General features: G+C 57.1%; 12 protein-coding genes. 11 read left to right on the forward strand and 1 reads right to left on the reverse strand.

What is annotated here, in order from left to right; all coding sequences use genetic code 11:
- Positions 1–382 precede the first annotated feature (382 nt).
- The 11 genes from ileS to JS530_RS03930 all read left to right on the forward strand — a co-directional run bounded on the left by ileS (position 383) and on the right by JS530_RS03930 (position 18426).
- Positions 383–3688 (forward strand): mupirocin-resistant isoleucine--tRNA ligase, encoded by a 3306-nt coding sequence (gene ileS, locus JS530_RS03880; RefSeq protein ID WP_214375882.1) that lies wholly within the window; start codon positions 383–385, stop codon positions 3686–3688.
- A gap of 481 nt (positions 3689–4169) precedes the next feature.
- A complete protein-coding gene (locus tag JS530_RS03885; RefSeq protein WP_033889620.1) occupies positions 4170–5477 on the forward strand; it encodes an ABC transporter substrate-binding protein in 1308 nt (435 codons plus the stop codon).
- 182 nt (positions 5478–5659) lie between these two features.
- Entirely contained in the window at positions 5660–6628 is a 969-nt protein-coding gene (locus JS530_RS03890; protein WP_214375883.1) for a carbohydrate ABC transporter permease, read from the forward strand.
- A 3-nt stretch (positions 6629–6631) separates the two neighbouring features.
- Entirely contained in the window at positions 6632–7501 is an 870-nt protein-coding gene (locus tag JS530_RS03895; RefSeq protein WP_100494408.1) for a carbohydrate ABC transporter permease, read from the forward strand.
- Positions 7502–7630: 129 nt separating this feature from the next.
- The gene (gene yicI / locus JS530_RS03900) at positions 7631–10042 is read left to right on the forward strand and encodes an alpha-xylosidase (protein ID WP_101625435.1); all 2412 of its coding nucleotides are present in this window, start codon (positions 7631–7633) and stop codon (positions 10040–10042) included.
- A gap of 76 nt (positions 10043–10118) precedes the next feature.
- Positions 10119–11522, forward strand: coding sequence for a GH1 family beta-glucosidase (locus JS530_RS03905; RefSeq protein ID WP_101625436.1), 1404 nt, complete (start codon positions 10119–10121; stop codon positions 11520–11522).
- A 375-nt stretch (positions 11523–11897) separates the two neighbouring features.
- Positions 11898–12899: a LacI family DNA-binding transcriptional regulator gene (locus JS530_RS03910; protein ID WP_214375884.1), complete on the forward strand. Its 1002-nt coding sequence runs from the start codon at positions 11898–11900 to the stop codon at positions 12897–12899.
- Positions 12900–13435: 536 nt separating this feature from the next.
- On the forward strand, positions 13436–14755 hold the full coding sequence (locus JS530_RS03915) for an ABC transporter substrate-binding protein (protein ID WP_214375885.1): 1320 nt from the start codon (positions 13436–13438) through the stop codon (positions 14753–14755).
- Between the two features lie 86 nt (positions 14756–14841).
- Entirely contained in the window at positions 14842–15936 is a 1095-nt protein-coding gene (locus JS530_RS03920; RefSeq protein ID WP_101625439.1) for a carbohydrate ABC transporter permease, read from the forward strand.
- A gap of 10 nt (positions 15937–15946) precedes the next feature.
- The gene (locus tag JS530_RS03925) at positions 15947–16885 is read left to right on the forward strand and encodes a carbohydrate ABC transporter permease (protein ID WP_101625440.1); all 939 of its coding nucleotides are present in this window, start codon (positions 15947–15949) and stop codon (positions 16883–16885) included.
- Between the two features lie 158 nt (positions 16886–17043).
- Positions 17044–18426, forward strand: a complete 1383-nt coding sequence (locus tag JS530_RS03930) for a GH1 family beta-glucosidase (RefSeq protein ID WP_101625441.1) — start codon at positions 17044–17046, stop codon at positions 18424–18426.
- Positions 18427–18565: 139 nt separating this feature from the next.
- Here JS530_RS03930 and JS530_RS03935 read toward each other — a convergent pair whose 3' ends face one another.
- The gene (locus JS530_RS03935; protein WP_101625442.1) at positions 18566–20044 is read right to left on the reverse strand and encodes an aldehyde dehydrogenase family protein; all 1479 of its coding nucleotides are present in this window, start codon (positions 20042–20044) and stop codon (positions 18566–18568) included.
- Between the last annotated feature and the right edge of the window lie 3 nt (positions 20045–20047).

Consider the following 20047-nt stretch of genomic DNA (forward strand, 5'->3'; position numbering starts at 1 on the left):
GGGAGTCTTCGGAAGAACGGCGGTTCTGGCTTGATTGCCTAGTCGAAATCGCTCAGTAGAACCGACGGGATCGGCCCGAGACAGCCGAACACAAGCGATCGCGCGATTGTCTGCGATGAGCTGGGGTGACCTGATTCATCACGATGACTGCGGCGATAAGCGAGGTGGTACCGCGGTGCGGGCGCGCAAAGTGCGCTTGCCATCGTCCTCGTAGACAGGAATGACTGCTGGGAAGTCATTACTGGGAGAAACAAGCGAAGTTTCCGACTGCGAGGCAGACGATGATCCGGCTGCGGCGCACGGAATCAACGCATGGCGACTCCCGGAAATCTTTTGAGCGGTCTCCTGTAAGGACCAACACAGTATTACTAGGAGATTTACGGTGAGCGAAAACGTATATCCCAAGGCGAACGAGGGCGGAGAAACCGCACACGTGGCGCCGAACCCCAGCTTCCCCCACATGGAGGAAACCGTTCTCGACTACTGGGACAAGGACGATACCTTCCAGAAGTCCGTTGAGCGTAACCCTTCCGGCGACCATTCCCAGAACGAATTCGTGTTCTTCGATGGCCCGCCGTTCGCCAATGGTCTGCCGCACTATGGCCACCTGCTGACCGGCTACGCCAAGGATGTGATTCCGCGTTACCAGACCATGAAGGGCCGCAAGGTCAACCGCGTGTTCGGCTGGGATACCCACGGTCTGCCGGCAGAGCTCGAAGCGCAGAAGGAACTCGGCATCGACTCCGTCGATCAGATTGAGAAGATGGGCATCGATAAGTTCAACGATGCCTGCCGCGCATCCGTTCTGAAGTACACGCACGAATGGCAGGACTACGTGCATCGTCAGGCTCGCTGGGTGGACTTCGAGCACGGCTACAAGACCCTGAACATTCCGTACATGGAATCCGTGATGTGGGCATTCAAGCAGCTTTACGACAAGGGCCTGGCCTACCAGGGCTACCGCGTGCTGCCGTACTGCCCGAAGGACCGCACGCCGCTTTCCGCCCACGAGCTTCGTATGGATGCCGACGTCTACCAGGATCGTCAGGACACCACCGTTTCCGTGGCCGTCAAGCTGCGCGATGAGGATGCCTACGCCGTCTTCTGGACCACCACCCCGTGGACCGTGCCCACCAACTTCGCCATCGTGGTCGGCGCCGACATCGATTACGTGGAAGTCCAGCCGACCGAAGGCAAGTTCGCCGGCAAGAAGTTCTACCTCGGCAAGGATCTGCTGCCGCACTACACCAAGGAACTCGGCGAGAACTACGAAGTCGTGCGTGAGCTCAAGGGCTCCGAACTGGCCGGCCGCCGCTACTGGCCGGTGTTCCCATACTTCGCCGGTGAGAAGGCCGAGACCGAAGGCAACGTGCCCGGTCCGAACGGCTACACCATCTTCACCGCCGACTACGTCGACACCGTTGAAGGTACCGGCCTCGTGCACCAGGCACCTTACGGCGAAGACGATATGAACACGCTCAACGCCAAGGGCATCAAGAGCACCGACGTGCTCGATGCAGGCTGCCGCTTCACCTCCCAGTGCCCGGAATACGAAGGTATGTTCGTGTTCGACGCCAACCTGCCGATTTTGCGCAACCTGCGTGCCGGTGACGGCCCGCTCGCCCAGATCGATGAGGACAAGCGCGCCATCCTCTTCCAGGAGAAGAGCTACGTGCACTCCTACCCGCACTGCTGGCGTTGCGCCACCCCGCTGATCTACAAGCCGGTGAGCTCCTGGTTCGTTTCCGTGACCAAGATCAAGCCGCGCCTGCTGGAGCTCAACCAGCAGATCAACTGGATTCCGGAGAACGTGAAGGACGGCCAGTTCGGCAAGTGGCTCGCCAACGCCCGTGACTGGTCCATCTCCCGTAACCGTTTCTGGGGCTCCCCGATCCCGGTGTGGGTTTCCGACGATCCGAAGTACCCGCGTGTGGACGTCTACGGTTCTCTCGAAGAATTGAAGAACGATTTCGGCGACTACCCGCGCGACAAGGACGGCAACATCAACATGCACCGTCCGTGGATCGATGATCTGACTCGCCCGAACCCGGATGACCCGACCGGCAAGTCCACGATGCGCCGCATTCCGGATGTGCTCGACTGCTGGTTTGAATCCGGATCCATGTCGTTCGCGCAGTTCCACTACCCGTTCGAGAACAAGGAGAAGTTCGAGCAGCACTTCCCGGCCGACTACATCGTCGAATACATCGGCCAGACCCGTGGCTGGTTCTACCTGCTGCACGTCATGGCCACCGCACTGTTCGATCGTCCGGCATTCAAGAACGTGATCTGCCACGGCATCGTGCTCGGCTCCGATGGCCAGAAGATGTCTAAGCACTTGCGTAACTACCCGGATGTGAACGGCGTGTTCGACAAGTACGGTTCCGACGCCATGCGCTGGTTCCTCATGTCTTCGCCGATCCTGCGCGGCGGCAACCTGATCGTCACCGCCGAAGGCATCCGCGACACGGTTCGCCAGGTCATGCTGCCGGTGTGGAGCTCCTACTACTTCTTCACGTTGTATGCCAACGCGGCCAATGGCGGCAAGGGCTTCGACGCTCGCCAGCTCACCGCTGACGAGGTCGCCGGTTTGCCTGAGATGGACCGTTACCTGCTGGCCCGTACTCGTCGCTTGGTTGAGAAGGTGGAGAAGTCGCTCAACGAGTTCGCCATCTCCGATGCCTGCGATGCAGCCTCCGACTTCATCGATGTGCTGACCAACTGGTACATCCGCAACACTCGTGACCGCTTCTGGAACGAGGACGCGAACGCGTTTAACACCCTGTACACCGTGCTTGAGGTGTTCATGCGTGTGCTCGCGCCGCTCGCTCCGATGGAAGCCGAATCCGTATGGCGCGGCCTCACCGGTGGCGAATCCGTGCACCTGGCCGATTGGCCGTTCGTTGTGGATGAAAAGACTGGCGAAGCCACCGAACTCGGCCGCGTGCTGGTCGATGATCCGAAGCTGGTCAATGCTATGGAGAAGGTGCGCGAAGTTGTCTCCGGCACCCTGTCCCTGCGCAAGGCCTCCCAGATTCGCGTGCGCCAGCCGCTCTCCAAGCTCACCGTTGTGGTCGAGGACGTGGACGACGTGCGCGCTTATGCAGAGGTGCTGAAGTCCGAGCTTAACGTGAAGGACATCGAGTTCTGCACGATGGAGGATGCCGGCTCCCAGGGGCTCAAGATCGTGCACCAGCTCAAGGTCAACGCTCGTGCCGCTGGCCCGCGCTTGGGCAAGCAGGTGCAGTTCGCCATCAAGGCTTCCAAGACCGGTGCCTGGCATGTGGATGCCTCCGGCGCTCCGGTGGTGGAGACTCCGAACGGCGAGGTCGCTTTGGTGGAAGGCGAATACGAGCTCATCAACCGCGTGGAGGAGGAGAACGCCGCCGAGGCCGCCGCTTCCGTGTCCGCAGCACTGCCGACTGGTGGCTTCGTGATTCTCGATACCGCGCTGACTGATGATCTGCTGGCCGAAGGCTATGCTCGCGATGCCATCCGCGCTGTGCAGGATGCCCGTAAGGACGCTGGTCTGGAGATTTCCGACCGTATCGCCCTGACGCTCACCGTGCCGGTTGCCGATGTGGCCAAGGTTGAGCAGTTCAAGGATCTCATCGCCCACGAGACGCTCGCCACCTCCTTGGGAGTCAAGGAAGGCGCCGAACTCGCCGTCGAGGTGAAGAAGGCCTGAGCCATGCGGTAATCATCGGTTGATGGAGATTGTTGGATACCGTCGGCTGACACTATCGATTAAGCTATCAATCAAGGCTGAGTCGTGAGAACGGCTCAGCCTTGTTGTATTCCGGAGGTTGTTCGATAGGCTGTATCGGCACACCGAAGAAATCGAAACGATTCGAAACCCTTGGGTTGATTGACGGTAGGATTGTGCATTGGATGGGGGAGTGCACATGGAATGCCGTATGTTGCGGTATGGTTCCGGTTGTGCTGTGCACTGCTGTAATCACAGATTTTATAAGCAAAAAGCATTGGCTGCTGCGTGAACGTTACCATTGCCGCGTGAGCGCTCACATTGTTCAATCAATGAATTAATTTATCGAAATCAATCGAAATGATTTGCGGGCATTGTTATCGATTCGTTATCGTATCAAGTGAAAACATTCGAATCGTTTCGAAGCTTTTCAATCAGTAATGGCGCTGAATAAGGAGACAAGATGAAAGCTACCCGCAAATTCGTTGCTGCAGCTCTCGCAGTAGCCACCATGATCGGTATGGCCGGCTGCGGTGGTGGCGAAACCGCCCAGGAGGAGAACCCGACCTCCATCAAGATTTGGCACTATGAGGAAGACAATGGCGCCCAGGGCAAGGCATGGGCCAAGGCCATGGAAATCTTCGAAAAGGAAACTGGCGTCAAGGTCGAATTCGAGAAGAAGTCCTTCGAGCAGATTCGCCAGAATGCCTCCCAGATTCTGAACTCCGACGAAGCCCCGGACGTCATGGAATACAACAAGGGCAACGCCACCGCCGGCCTGCTCGCCAGCCAGGGCCTGTTGAGCAACCTTAACGACTACGTCTCCAAGTACAACTGGGATAAGAAGGTCTCCGGCTCCCTCGCCGACACCGGCAAGTACAACGAGCAGGGCATCATGGGCTCCGGCGACTGGTACGGCATCACCAACTACGGTGAAGACATCGTCATGTACTACAACAAGGACATGTTCGACAAGTACGGCATCGAAATCCCGACCACTATGGACGAGCTCGAAGACGCCATGCAGAAGTTCGTGGATGCCGGCGTGACCCCGCTTTCCGAAGGTGTGGCCGAATACCCGCTGCAGCACCTGTGGTGGCAGCTGGTTCTGCAGAAGGCCTCCGACAAGTTCCTCAAGGCCTACGAGATGTACGACGGTGACGTCGACTGGCAGGGCGAAGCAACCACCTACGCCACCAAGACCATCAAGGATTGGGTCGACAAGGGCTACATTTCCAAGGATTCCACTGGTCTGAAGGCCGAGGATGCCGGCCAGAACTTCATCAAGGGCAGCTACCCGATGTTCTTCTCCGGCACCTGGTGGTTCGGCCGCTTCCAGTCCGACATGGCTGACACCAACTGGACCTTCTCCCTGTTCCCTGAATCCAAGAAGGTCGTCGGCTCCTCCGGCAACATCTGGGTCATTCCTGAGAACTCTAAGCGCAAGGATCTCGCTGCCAAGTTCATCGACATCACGCTGAGCGAAGAAGTCCAGAACCTGATGGGCAACTCCGGTGGTCTGCCGATCGCCGCTGATCCGGACAAGATCACCGACGAGAAGACCAAGGAACTCATCACCTCCTTCAACGGCGTGCTGAAGGATAACGCCCTCGGCTTCTACCCGGATTGGCCGACCTCCACCTTCTACGACGAGCTCAACTCCTCGCTGCAGGAACTGGTCAACGGCACCTCCGATGTCAAGACCGTGCTCGGCCAGATGGAAGACAACTACAACAAGGGTGTCGAAGCCGCTGGCGTAAAGCAGCAGTAAACGTATCTTCCTCCTCCGATAAATTCAGGGTTTGCCGGTTTTCCTCCAAAATCCTAACCGGCAAACCCGCCCTTTATTTTTGTTTTTTCCTTAGGCTTGGCGTGAGCCTACCCAAAATCAAGCCACTCGCACATCGCAGTGCCGAATTCCAATACCAATGACGTTAACGGAAGTGAGCCGTTATGAGCGCAACAGCGAACACCAAGAAGCATGTGCAGGATGCAACTGCGCGTGAGAAGGGAATGTCCCGCATTCCGGGCAGCCCATCAAGCCGATTCTGGCTGTACCTGATTCCAGGTTTTGTCATGCTGCTGTGGATCATCGTGATCCCGGCTGTGTGGAACATTTATCTGAGCTTCACCAACTATCGTGGTATCAAGCCGCCAACCTTCGCAGGCCTGACCAACTGGGCTCGACTGATGAAGGACACCACCTTCTGGACCTCCTTCCGCAACTCCATCTGGATGATTATTGCAATGGTGGTCATCCCGATTCTGCTCGGCCTAATTCTCTCCTCCCTCGTCTTCGACGTGGTGCAGAAGAAGTTCGGACCGAAGGCCGCATCCACGATGCGTGCCATCTACTACTTCCCGCAGTTGCTGCCTATCGCAGTCGCATCCTTGGTCATGGGCTGGATCTTCCGCCCGGAGAATGGCGCACTGAACGCCCTGCTTGAAGCCATCGGTCTCGGCAACCTCCAACATGACTGGCTCGGCAAACCAGATACGGCACTGATCTTCCTCATGCTCATCATGATCTGGATTCAGGTAGGCTACCCGCTGGTCATCTTCATGTCCGGCCTGCAGCGCGTCGATCCGGAACTGTATGAAGCCGCAAGCCTCGACGGCGCCAACTGGTGGCAGCGCTTCCTCGCCATCACCCTGCCGGCCATCAAGCCTGAAATCTTCGTGGTGGCCCTGACCTGCACCATCGCAGCCCTGAAGGTGTTCGGTCCGGTCTACATGCTGACCAAGGGCGGCCCAGGCACCAGCACCATCGTGCCGTCCTACTACTCGTACGTTCAGTTCTTCCAGTCGCAGCAGGTTGGCTACGGTGCCGCGATTGCTACCGCTCTGACCATCGTCATCATCATTGTGGCCGTTGTGTTCACCAACCTTCAGGAGAAGGTTGCGAAGGAAGATGAGGAGTAGACCATGACTTCTGCAACCGCACGCAAAATGAATATTCCTAGGGCTCACAAGAACCGCACGGTCGGCGACTGGACGATCATGGTGTTGCTGATTATCGGCGGCCTGATCATGCTCTTCCCGTTCATCGTCCTGCTGCTCAACGCATTCAAGACCACAGCCGACTACAATGCCTCCGGCCCTCTGGCCTGGCCGCATGAGTTCAGCCTCGACGGTCTGGTGAAGTTCTGGACCCGCGTCAACTACCCTGAAAAGCTCTGGAACTCCATCTGGACCTCCGGCCTTGTGGCAATCTTCGCAGTGATTCTCTCCATGTTCAACGCCTTCGCGCTCGGCATCGGCCGCGTCAAGGGTCGCCGTTGGATCGTGCTGCTTATCATGCTTGCCAACATGCTGCCGCAGGAAGCCATGCTGTACCCGCTGTACATCATGTTCAAGGAGATCGGCCTGTACAACAGCCCGTGGGCCATTGTCATCATCTTCACGGTGATTCAGTCCGCATTCGGCACCTACCTGCTCTCCTCCGTGTATGGCACCTTCCCGAAGGCAATCCTTGAAGCAGCAACCATCGATGGTGCCAGCCGCTGGACCATCTTCAAGGACATCGTGTTCCCGATTTCCAAGCCCACCCTGAGCGTCATGCTCGTGTTCTTCTTCATCTGGACCTGGAACGAGTACATGATTCCAATGGCCTTCCTCATCGACAACTCCACCCAGACCATCCCGATTGCAGTCAGCTCGCTGACTGGTGACCGCCTGATGGATGTGACCACCACCGCTGCCGCATCCCTCATCAGCATCGTGCCTACCCTGATCTTCTACTTGATCTTCCAGCGCACGCTGTCCCGCGGTATCACCTCCGGTGCAGTCAAGTAGTGGAATAACGGCCCGAAGTAGCAACCCAGGGTCATAATACAAACCAACATAACCCGATAAACCAAGGTTCCGGCCGGTTCTAATTCCCTGCCGGCCGGAACCGCCTCTCCCACAAGGAGTACAGCAACAATGAAGTTCACCAACGGTTACTGGATGATTCGCGACGGCGTCGAAGCCCTCTACGCGCGTGAAGCCTATGAATTGAGCGCCGACGCTGCAGCTGAGCAGCTCAACGTGCTTGCCCCGACCTCTGTGGTGCGTGGCCGCTACGATACGTTGAACCTGCCTACATTCGATGTGGACATCACCTCGCCGGCCGAAGGCGTGATCCGCGTACGTGCTGCCCACTGGCTGGGCGCTACCGAATACCCCGGATTCCCGCTCAACGCGGACGAGCCCGGCAACCGCGACTATGTGAGTGTGGCTGCCCACGGCAATGGTGATGGCGAAGTGGGCGTCAACGGCGCGGACGTTACTTTAACCACCGGCGGACTGACTGCCAAGGTCGTCAAGGGCTCACCTTGGAACCTGACCTTCCTCGGTGAAGACGGTAAGGTGCTCACCAAGTCGGAAGGCAAGTCCCTGGCTCGATTCAAGCTTGGTGTGGAATCCAACGTCACCGCGCAGCCGGTTGGCGAATTCGGTGTGACCATGGATGGCTCCGCCCGCGATGAATCCGACGTGTTCACCGCCATCCAGCTGCACCTCGGCGTGGGCGAGAACGTCTACGGCCTGGGCGAACGCTTCGGTGCCTACGTGAAGAACGGCCAGACCGTCGACATCTGGAACGAGGACGGCGGCACCGCATCCGAGCAGGGCTACAAGGATGTGCCGTTCTACATGACCTCCAACGGCTACGGCATTCTGGTGAACAACCGCGGCCACGTCTCCTTCGAAATCGGCTCCGAAAACACCGAAGCCGTGCAGTTCTCCGTGCCGGGTGAAGGCCTCGACTTCTGCGTGATCTATGGCCCGACCCCGAAGCAGATTCTCGACCGCTACACCAAGCTCGTGGGCCGCCCGGCCAACGTGCCGGCATGGAGCTACGGCTTGTGGCTCACCACCTCGTTCACCACCAAGTACGACGAGCAGACCATCAACTCCTTCATCGACGGCATGGCCGAGCGTGATATTCCACTGGCCGCATTCCACTACGACTGCTACTGGATGCGTGAATTCCACTGGTGCGATTTCGAATGGGACAAGCGCTTCTTCGGCGACATCGAATCCACGCTGAAGCGTCTGCACGAGGACAAAGGCCTGCACATCTGCGCATGGATCAACCCGTACATCGGCCAGCGCGGCGACATGTTCAAGGAAGGCCGCGACAAGGGCTACCTCGTCAAGAAGGCCAATGGCGAAGTCTGGCAGACCGACTTCTGGCAGGCCGGCATGGGCTTGGTGGACTTCACCAACCCTGAGGCCCGCGAATGGTTCAAGGGCAAGGTCAAGAAGCTGCTGCACCAGGGCGTGGACGCCATCAAGACCGACTTCGGCGAGCGTATTCCGCGCGACGTGGTCTGGTATGACGGCTCCCCGAAGCTCTCCATGCACAACTGGTACACCCAGCTCTACAACCAGACCGTGTTCGAGGCGATTGAGGAAACCTACGGCAAGGGCAACGCATGCCTGTACGCCCGATCGGCAACCGTGGGCGGCCAGCAGCAGCCCGTGCACTGGGGCGGCGACTGCGAATCCACCTTCAACGGCATGGCACAGTCCCTGCGCGCAGGTCTGTCCCTGACCTCCTCTGGCTTCGGCTTCTGGAGCCACGACATTGGCGGCTTCGAAGGCGCCTTCCCGGATCCGGCAGTCTACAAGCGTTGGGTGGCATTCGGCCTTCTGGGCTCCCACTCCCGTCTGCACGGCTCCACTGTGTACCGCGTGCCGTGGCTGTTCGACGAGGAAGACAAGAAAAACGGCGTGGAGCTGGTTCCCGGTCAGACCGCCGTGGACGTGGCCCGCAAGTTCACCAAGCTCAAGCTCGAACTCATGCCGTACGTCTACGAGACCGGCCTGAAGCCGCACATCAACGGCACTCCGGTAATGCGTTCCATGTTCGTCGAATTCCCGGATGACCAGACCTGCCGTACGCTGGACCGCCAGTACATGTTCGGCCCGAACTTCTTGGTGGCCCCTGTATTCACCTACTCCGGCGAAGTTTCCTACTACCTGCCGGAAGGCGTGTGGACCAACTGGCTCACTGGCGAGAAGGCGCAGGGTGGCGTGTGGCGCAACGAGGTGCACGGCTACGATTCCATCCCGCTGTGGGTGCGCGACGGCTCCGTCATCGTCACCAACCCGGGCGAAACCAAGCCGGACCGTGTCTACGGCACCGACGCTCTGGTTTCCGTGTTCCTGACCGATGCCGAATCCGCCGAAGCGGTGGTCAGCGAAATCGACGGCTCCTCCGTGACCTTCACCGCCCGCCGTACCCCGGCCGGCGTGGAAGTCTCCAGCTCCGACGGCCGCGCATTCTCCGCCCGACTGGGCGCGGACGGCGAGATCGTCAAGGCTGAATCCGGCACCGTGGTGCTGTAATGCATGAATGATGGCAGCTCCTTCCTTCCGTGAGGGAGCTGCCGCTTTGTTATCAATGGTTTATGGAGATACCGCCATGACATTCACATTCCCGAAAGATTTTACATGGGGAACCGCCACCGCCTCCTATCAGGTCGAAGGCGCAATTTATGAAGGTGGTCGTACCGCATCTATTTGGGACACGTATTGTGCGGTGCCGGGCAATATCTTGGACGGCTCCAGTGGTGAATTCGCCTGCGACCAATACCATCGCTACTTGGAGGACATCAAGCTCATGCAAGAGCTTGGCGTAGGGGCTTACCGGCTTTCCGTGGCGTGGTCGCGCATCGTTCCCAAATATGGCGGACCAGTGAATCAGGAAGGCATCGACTATTACCGGCGAGTGCTGAAAGCCTTGCACGAAGCCGGAATCAAACCTGCCGTGACGCTGTATCACTGGGATTTGCCGCAATATTTGGAAGATCGTGGCGGATGGGTGAACCGGGAAACCGCGTTGCGATTCGCCGATTACGTTGCGGTCCTCGTGCATGAGTTCGGCGACCTGGTGGATACATGGATTACATTGAACGAACCGTGGTGCAGTGCATATTTAGGGTATGGCAATGGTGCTCATGCGCCCGGATTGCGTGATCATGCCAAGGCGCTCGCTGCCGTGCATCATCTCAATCTGGCTCACGGTCTTGCCGTCAAGGCTATACGTGCTGAATTGGGGGAGCGGGCCAAGGTTGCCGTCACGCTGAACTTGGCCGCTAATGTGGCCGAAACCGATGCGTCTGAAGATATTGCGGCCAAGCATCGTGCCGATCTTATGGCCAATGAGGTGTTTTTGGGGCCTATGATTGACGGCGCATACAATCCGGAGATTTTCGAGGTTACCAAGCATGTCACCGATTGGTCATTCATCCAGGACGGTGACGTTGAAATCGCGCACCAGCCAATTGACGCATTAGGTATCAATTACTATTCGACCAATCATGTGCGCGGCTGCGTCGCTACTGATGCTGGCTCCTTTGCTGGTGATCGGCATGCCAATGCGATGCCTGCGCAGGAGAACGTGGAAACACTGCCTCCCACCGGCGAATTGACGGCGATGGGGTGGAATCAGGAGCCGAAAGCGCTGACCGCTCTGCTCTGCGAACTCAGTGAACGCTGGCCCGACCTGCCGATAGTGATTACCGAAAACGGCTCGGCATGGGAAGATGAAGTCAGTGAGGATTCCGCTGCACCGGGTGGACGTATTGTTCATGATCCACAGCGAGTGGCCTATCTGAATGCGCATGTACAAGCGGTTGCCGACGCTTTGGCGGCTGGGGCAAACGTGACTGGTTACTTTGCCTGGAGTCTGCTCGATAACTTCGAGTGGGCGTATGGCTATACCAAGCGATTTGGCATTATTCGTGTGGATTACGACACCCAAGCGCGTATCTGGAAGGATTCGGCGCTGCGATTTAGGCAAATCGTCCAGGAGAACGCCATCTAGTCGTCGTTCTCTGTTGAAGCTTGCGCGGTGAAGGCGCTCATCACCGCGCATAACGGATAGTGGGTGGAACCTTCAATTAAGGTTCCACCCACTATCCGTTATGCACTCGCGCAGTTACTGCCTGTTTGATGACGAATACAGGCAGTAACTGCGCGAGCGCTACGTTAAGACGCGCACATACTGCCTGTTTCGGGATAAAAACAGGCAGTAACTGCGCGGGAGAGGGCGGAGTCTTGGCGTTCCAAGGTTCCGCTGCTTGCTCTATGCGGTTCATATGCTGAAAGCCTTGCATGTTTCTTTATTGAGAACGATTGCTGCGGGGAAGAGTCGTTGTAAAGTAATCAATCACGGATGTTTTGGGCGGGAGGTCTGCGCATGGAAAAGGAAACGGTTACAATTCGCGATGTGGCGAAATTGGCCGGCGTTGCCGTTTCCACGGCTTCTCGCGCACTTGGCAATGGATCGGCATCGGCAAAAACGCGATTGAAGGTGCAGGAAACCGCAGAAGCCCTGCATTTTGTGCCCAATCAGGCTGCCAAGCAGCTGACCTCAGGCAAATCGAACATTATCGCCATCGTGGTGCCTGAGAATCCCGACTTTGTGTTCCGCGATGCATTTGTTTCCGGAATGGTATCCCAGCTGGCAACGTCCTTTACCGCTGCACATTTGTTGCCGTTCCTCGTACTGACCAAACCGCATGATGCGCATGGTTTTGCTGAGATTCTGAAAAGTTCTGGAGCAGCCGGCATCGTCATGGTCAGCTTCCATTATTCGAAATCATTTGCGGATGTACTCGAACAATCCGGTAAACCGATTGTCTCCATCGGTCAACCGGATCCCTCCATGCATTACCCGTATGTTGACGTCGATAATTATCAGGGTGGCTATGATGCAATGATGTTGCTGCGTAAGCTCGGTCGCAAACATATCGCAGTAATTGCAGGCCCGACCGATATGCAGGCATCAGTACTGCGCACTCAAGGTGTGAGAGCCGCGCTAAAGACTCTGAAGATGGAACCGATTGCATTGGTCCCAGGCGAATATGGGACTGAGCATGGCGAAAATGTGATGCGGCAGGTACTTGCTGAGCATCCTGAAGTGGATGGCGTTTTCGCGCAGTCAGATCAGATTGCAGTCGGTGCACTCAAGGCGCTGCTGGCTACCGGTAAACGGGTTCCCGAGGACGTGGCACTTATTGGATTCGATGATTTTCATGTGGCGCAGGCTGTATCTCCAAGCCTGACCACATTTTCGCAGCCGTTGGCCACGATGGCGAAGACCGCGACCGAGATGCTTTGCGAACGCTTGGAATCGGGGGAGTGGAAGCGTAAGGCCGTGGTATTTCCTGCTCCTCTTGTTCGCCGCGAAAGCGCATGATTCCGCTTTGTATCGCGTTTCTTGTTGAACCGGTGGAAGGCGCGGAAGCAATCGGATTTACTCATAGAAGTTGGGTGTAAACGGGGGCTTCCATTCGGAATCTGAGTCAAACGGTTTGGCGCCATGATGGAACGCATATGCGTTATTGGTTGATATGCCCGTTTTCTTTCCGTATGGTTTTGCTTGTCTTACCCTATTGATGCAAGACAAGGAATGCTGCAATCGTTCGGGTTTCATGCGTTATCCAGAATATCTGGAATGCCATGCGGAATCGGTTGCAAGCATTGTGTGACTTTATTTCTATAGGTTCTTTCTCTAATTGTTCGATTCTGAGTTAGCTTGTTTTGTTGTGTTTGCTTGTGAACGTGCACATGTGACACGACACGCTAATTGTGTCAAATAATTTGACGAACTAAGTACCGGACGGTGATTTAACAATCAGTTTTTGGAAGCGGTTCCAAAAATTTTGCGGTGTGACGACGCATCGTAAAGGGAGCGGGGCTCGCAGCAGAGCTTCGCGGAAAAGGAGAAAGCAAATGGTAACGAAGTCTGTGAAGCGCATCTTCGCTGCGGCACTGGCCGTCGCGACGATGACTGGCATGGCGGCCTGCGGCAACTCTACTGCCGGCGATGAGGGTGCCAAGACTTCCGATGGCAAGACCATCATCAAGATTCAGACCTTCAACAACTTCGGCTATGGCAAGGCCACCAACGAACGCCCGGGTGCAGACCTGTGGAGCAAGTACGAGAAGGAACATCCGAACATCAAAATTGAGGAAACGGTTGCATCCGGTTCCGACGATGCTCGTTCCGCCTTCAATACCGCAATCTCCTCCGGCGCAGATGCCTACGACATTTACGCCGTGGATATCGCTTGGATGCCTTCCATCCTCGCCATGCCTGATTCCTTCATGGATTTGACCGACTACCTCAAGGGCAATGACTGGCTCGACTGGAAGGTTCAGGGTGCCAAGACCGCCGACGGTAAGACCATCGGCGCCGGCAACGACATCGGCCCGACCGCTCTGTGCTACCGTTCCGATTTGTTCGCCAAGGCCGGTCTGCCGACCGACCGTGACCAGGTCGCTCAGATGCTCGGTGGTGACAACGCCACTTGGGACAAGTACTTCGAGGTTGGCAAGCAGTACACCGAGAAGACCGGCCTGCCGTGGTATGACGCTATGGGCGGCATCTGGGCCACCATGAAGACTCAGCTCAAGGAAGCTTACGTCAAGCAGGACGGCACGGTTGTTGCCACCGGCGACAAGATCAAGAGCCTGTACGATCAGCTGACCGCCACCTCCGAAATGTCCGCTCATGTTTCTCAGTGGTCCGATGACTGGAACGCCATGTTCAAGGCCGACAACGGCTTCGCCACCATCATGTGCCCGGCATGGCTCGTCAACAACATCAAGGGCAACTCCGGCTCCGACTTCAAGGGCTGGGACATTGCTGACGTGACCCCTGGCGGCGGTTCCAACCAGGGTGGTTCCTGGCTCGTGGTGCCGAAGACCTCCAAGGTTCAAACCGAAGCCGCCAAGCTGGTTGCATGGCTGACTGCTCCTGAGCAGCAGGTTGCCACCTTCAAGGCCGCATCCAACTACCCGAGTTCCCCGAAGGCCATGAAGGACCCGGCCGTGGCCGACAAGACCGACGAGTTCCTGAACAATGCTCCTACCGGCAAGATCTTCGCTGACCGTGCCAACGCCGTCAAGATCGTTCCGTACACCGGCGCACAGTACTACGACATCGACTCCAAGTTCGGTGATGCACTGGGCCGTGTGGACGTGACCAAGGAGCAGACTCCTGCTCAGGCCTGGAAGCAGTACGTGGCAGACGTCAAGGCCCTGTCCTGACAATTCATAACTAATCAGCAGTAAAGGTGCCGGGTGGGCAATTCCAGCCGGCACCTTCTATGTGGGGATTCGTCAAAGGAGACATCATGGCAGCGAAAAACGCGCAGCCTAATAAATCATGGCGGAGCAAGCTTGGTAACTTCGAATGGAAAGCTTCGCCGTACATCTACATCGCACCATTCTTCATTCTGTTCCTGATCGTCGGGCTCTTCCCGCTGATCTACACCGTGGTTATCGCCACCCGTTCTTACAACACTCTGACCGGTGACGCCGGTCTTGCCGTGTGCGGCGCAACCTGCAATAGCACCACGCCATCCTGGTATGGCAACTTCCTGTGGGTGCTGCATCAGCCCGCCTTCTATGTGGCACTGCGCAACTCGTTCAGCATCTTCCTGCTGAGCTCCGTGCCGCAGATTATCATCGCCCTGTGGCTCGCATGGATTCTTGATGGCAACCTCAGAGCCAAGACCTTCTGGCGCATGGGTGTGCTGCTTCCTTACGTGGTTGCACCTTCCGCCGCAGGTATCATCTTCTCCCAGATCTTCTCCGACAAGATGGGTGCCATCAACGTGCTGTTGCAGCAGGTCGGACTACAGCCCATCATGTGGCACGGCAGCACCATCTGGTCGCATATCGCCATCGCCACCATTGTGAACTGGCGTTGGATCGGCTACAACACCCTGATTCTTCTGGCCGCCATGCAGGCCATTCCGCGTGACGTGCTGGAAGCCGCAGTCGTGGATGGCGCCGGCAAGTGGCGCACCTTCCGCTCCATTACTCTTCCGATGCTGAAGCCCACCCTGATCTTCGTTATCATCACCTCCACCATCGGTGGTCTGCAGATCTTCGATGAGCCGCAGCTGTTCCACAACGGCGCAAGCTCCGGCGGTGGTCCGAACAATCAGTACCTGACCGTCAGCCTCTACCTCTACAAGCTTGGCTTCGTGAACGTGACCCCTGGTCAGCCGAACCTCGGCCGTGCAGCCGCAGTGGCTTGGTTGCTGTTCCTTATCATCGTGGCCATCGCACTGTTGAACTTCTACCTGACCCAGCGCATGGCTACCGGTGGCCAGAAGAACGACAAGAAGGCTCAGAAGCTTTCCGCAGAACGCAACGAGGCAGAACGTCAGCGCGCCATTCGCTCTGGTGCCAACGCTCGTGCTGCCGCAGGAATCGAGTAAGGGAATCATCATGGGTAAAGAATCAACTGCAAACGAACTCGGCACCCCCGCTCTCGAACAGGTATATGGCAAGGGTGTTGCCCACTCCGCCTCGCGTCAGCGCAAGGCTCGTCTGGGATTGACCTCCGAAGGCCGCAAACCAGGCTGGGCCAGCTATCTGGTCCTTGTCATCACCCTGCTGGTATTCGTGTTCCCGCTGTATTATGCGATCTCCATCGCCTCGCAGGATACGCCAAGCAACCAGTACGGTGTACAGGCCCTGATTCCAGGCGGTTCGCTATTGCGCAACCTCAGTCGAGCATTTGCCGAACTGAAGTTCTGGCAGGCTCTCGGCGGTACCTTTACCGTGTCCACCGTGGTCTCCATCTCCACCGTGTTCTTCAGCACTTTGGCCGGCTATTCCTTCGCCAAGCTGCGTTTCCGCGGTCGCAACATGCTGCTGACCTGTGTGGTGGCCACCATGACCATTCCGCAGCAGCTCAGCGTTGTTCCGTTGTACATCATGGCCAACAAGGCTGGTCTGTATGGCAATCTGCTCGCCGTCATCATCCCTGGTCTGGTCAGCGCATTCGGTGTGTTCTGGATGACGCAATATCTTTCTGACGCATTGCCGTACGAGCTGATTGAGGCCGCGCGTGTCGATGGCTGCTCCATGTTCCGCACGTTCCTCTCCGTCGGCCTGCCAGCCGCCAAGCCGGCAGCCTCCATGCTGTTCCTCTTTACCTTCATCGGTCAATGGACCAACTACTTCTGGCCTATGCTGGTGCTCGGTTCCAACAAGAACAGCATGCTCACTGTTGCTGCCTCCGCCCTGAAGGGTGCACACTTCACGGACTACACCATCGTGATGTCCGGCGTGCTGCTCACCACCTTCCCGCTAGTCCTGCTGTTCTTCTTCGCAGGCAAGCAGCTGGTCTCCGGCATTATGGCAGGTGCCGTCAAGGGCTGATATCGGCCCCCGTACTATACGTCTCTGTCTCTCCTTCTGACGGTTGCTGGTTTCCCGCTTCGGCAGGAAACCAGCAACCTCCCCCCCCTTGTAAGCCTTTTCTATTTCTTTCGCTCTGTTCTTTGCTCATTACAAGACCTCGATACTGAGGAGTTTTCATGACTTTTGCATTCCCGAACGATTTCACATGGGGCACTGCCACCGCCTCCTATCAAGTGGAAGGTGCCGCCCATGAAGGCGGACGCACTGATTCCATCTGGGATACGTTCTGCGCCAAGCCCGGCACCATTGCGGACGGTACATCCGGCGAGAAAGCGTGCGACCAGTACCACCGTTACATGGAAGACATCGACATCATGAAACGCATCGGCGTAGGCGCCTATCGTTTTTCAGTGTCCTGGACCCGCATCTTCCCTGAATTCGATGGCCCGGTCAATCAGGAAGGCCTTGACTATTACCTGCGTTTGCTGGATGCCCTGCGTGAGGCCGGCATCAAGCCAGTGTGCACAATGTACCACTGGGATTTGCCGCAGTACCTGGAAGATCGTGGTGGCTGGCCGAACCGCGATACTGCAAAGCGCTACGCCGACTATGCAAGAACCTTGGCTCAGGCATTTGGCGATCGCGTAGACACTTGGACCACGCTCAACGAGCCGTGGTGCACCGCCTACCTTGGCTATGGCAATGGTGTGCATGCGCCAGGCATTAAGGATTACGCCAAGGCATTGGAAGCCGTGCACCATCTGAACCTTGCGCACGGCTTGGGCATTCAGGCCATCCGCTCCGTGTTGGGCGACGATGCGCGTATGTCCGTCACACTGAATCCAGCGGTCAACATCGCCGAAACCGATGCGCCTGAGGACCTGCTGGCCAAGCAGCGCGCTGATTTGATTAACAATGAGGTGTTCTATGGGCCGATGCTGCAGGGGCGTTATGATTCCGGCATCTTCGATGTGACTCGTGACATTACCGATTGGTCCTTTGTCAAGGATGGCGATATGGAAGAAATCCATCAGCCGCTTGATGTGCTGGGCCTGAACTATTACTCCACCACGCACGTGCGCCATGCCGCGCCCGGCACTGTGAATAACGGTCCAGTGCCGGCTCAGGATATCGTTGAGTCCCTGCCGCCTGCAGGCGCATTGACCGCAATGGGTTGGAATCAGGAGCCTCAGGGTTTGACCGGTCTGCTTACCGAGTTGAGCACACGTTTCCCGGATCTGCCGTTGATGGTCACCGAAAACGGTTCCGCTTGGGATGATGTGGTCACCGAAGATGCCGCAGCTCCTGGTGGCAAGATTGTTCACGATCCGCAGCGTGTCAACTACATGAATCAGCATATTCAGGCGGTTGCCGACGCTCTCGAAGCTGGGGCCAACGTAACCGGCTACTATGCATGGTCGCTGTTGGACAACTTCGAATGGGCTCTGGGTCTGAGCAAGCGCTTCGGCATTATTCGTGTGGATTACGACACTGAAGAGCGCATTTGGAAGGATTCAGCATTGCGATTCAGGGATATCGTTCGAGCGAACGCCATCTAGGGTCGCGGAGAATCATTCTCAAACGCCCGCGCAGTTACTGCCTGTTTGGTCACCAATACAGGCAGTAACTGCGCGGGCGTTTCGTCAAGACGCGCACATACTGCCTGTTCCCGTCCCGATACAGGCAGTAACTGCGCGGTCAGCTATTGAACCAGCCCGACTTCTCCGGACTCATCTTGAGATTGATCTGCTTCAGTACCGTGTATTCCTTAAGGCCATCAAGACCGCCATCCACTGTGGTACCGCTTTGCTTATGCGGGCTTACCGGCACGCCTGGCGTCTCATCCATATACGTGTTCGCCCACATTATGCCGGTGTTCACATTGGTGCACACCCGCAGCGCGCGCCCCATATCGCGTGTGAACACACCGCCAGCGAGACCGTAACTGGTGCTGTTGGCAAGACGAACCGCCTCGGCTTCGTCACTGAAAGTCTGCACGGTGAGCACCGGCCCGAAAATCTCCTCACTGACTACGCGCATATGCTCATTGCAGTTCACCAATACGGTCGGCTCGATGAAATAGCCCTTTGCAAAGTCGCCCTTGGTGATGCGATGCCCGCCGATCAATACCTTGGCACCTTCTGCCTTACCGATTTCAATGTATTCCAGTACATGCTCCATATGACGTTTGGACACCATCGGGCCAAATTCCGTATCCTCGTCGAGCGGCATGCCAATGCGTATCTTCGGAATCCGCTCTTCAAGCATATGCATGACCTGTTCATAGATGGTGCTCTGCACTAGCAGTCGGGAACCGGCGATGCATACCTGGCCTTGGCTCAAGAAAATACCGAACATCAGCCGGTCAACCGCCACATCCAGATCGGCATCATCGAAGATAATGAACGGCGACTTACCGCCGAGCTCCATAGCATAACGCTTCACGCTGGTCGAGGATTTCGCAATGATATCCTTGCCGGTTGCGGTGCCACCGGTGAAGGTAATTTTGGCCACGTCCTCACTTTGAGCCAGTGCCGAGCCGACTTCCGAACCAGAGCCGAGCACCATGTTCACACTGCCGGCGGGGAAGCCTGCCTCTTCCATAGCCTCCACCATCATCGCGGTTGAAACCGGTGTGAGCGAAGACGGTTTAATCACCACCGTATTGCCAGCGGCCAATGCTGGAGCCATACCGGCAGCCAACGTGCCCATTGAATAATTCCAGGGAGCCACCACCGCGCACACGCCAAGCGGTTCGCGTACGGTCACGGTCAGCATATCGACATTTTCCGCGGAAGCTGCGCCTTGCAGTTCGTGTACGAGCGAAGCGTAATAACGGAAAGCACCGCTCGCAGCATAAACATCGTCGTACCTGGTTTCCTTATAAACCCTTCCCATGCTATTGGTTTCGGCAAGAGCGAGTTCCTCGGCTCTCGCTTCGATCAGGTCGGCGGCTTTATTGAGTAGTTCCGCGCGTTCGTCTGCCGTGAGATGGCGCCACAGTGAGCCGGGCTTGAATGCTTGTTTGGCTGCTGCGACTGCCATGTTCACATCTTCGGCTGTGCCGCGCGTGGCTTGTGCGAATGTGCTGCCATTGGCAGGGTTGATGATTTCCGTGACTTTGCCGGACGCAGATTCAACCCAATGTCCGTTAATGTACATATTGATCGTGCGCATTAT

It is taken from the genome of Bifidobacterium colobi, from assembly GCF_018555455.1.
Classification (GTDB): Bacteria; Actinomycetota; Actinomycetes; order Actinomycetales; family Bifidobacteriaceae; genus Bifidobacterium; species Bifidobacterium colobi.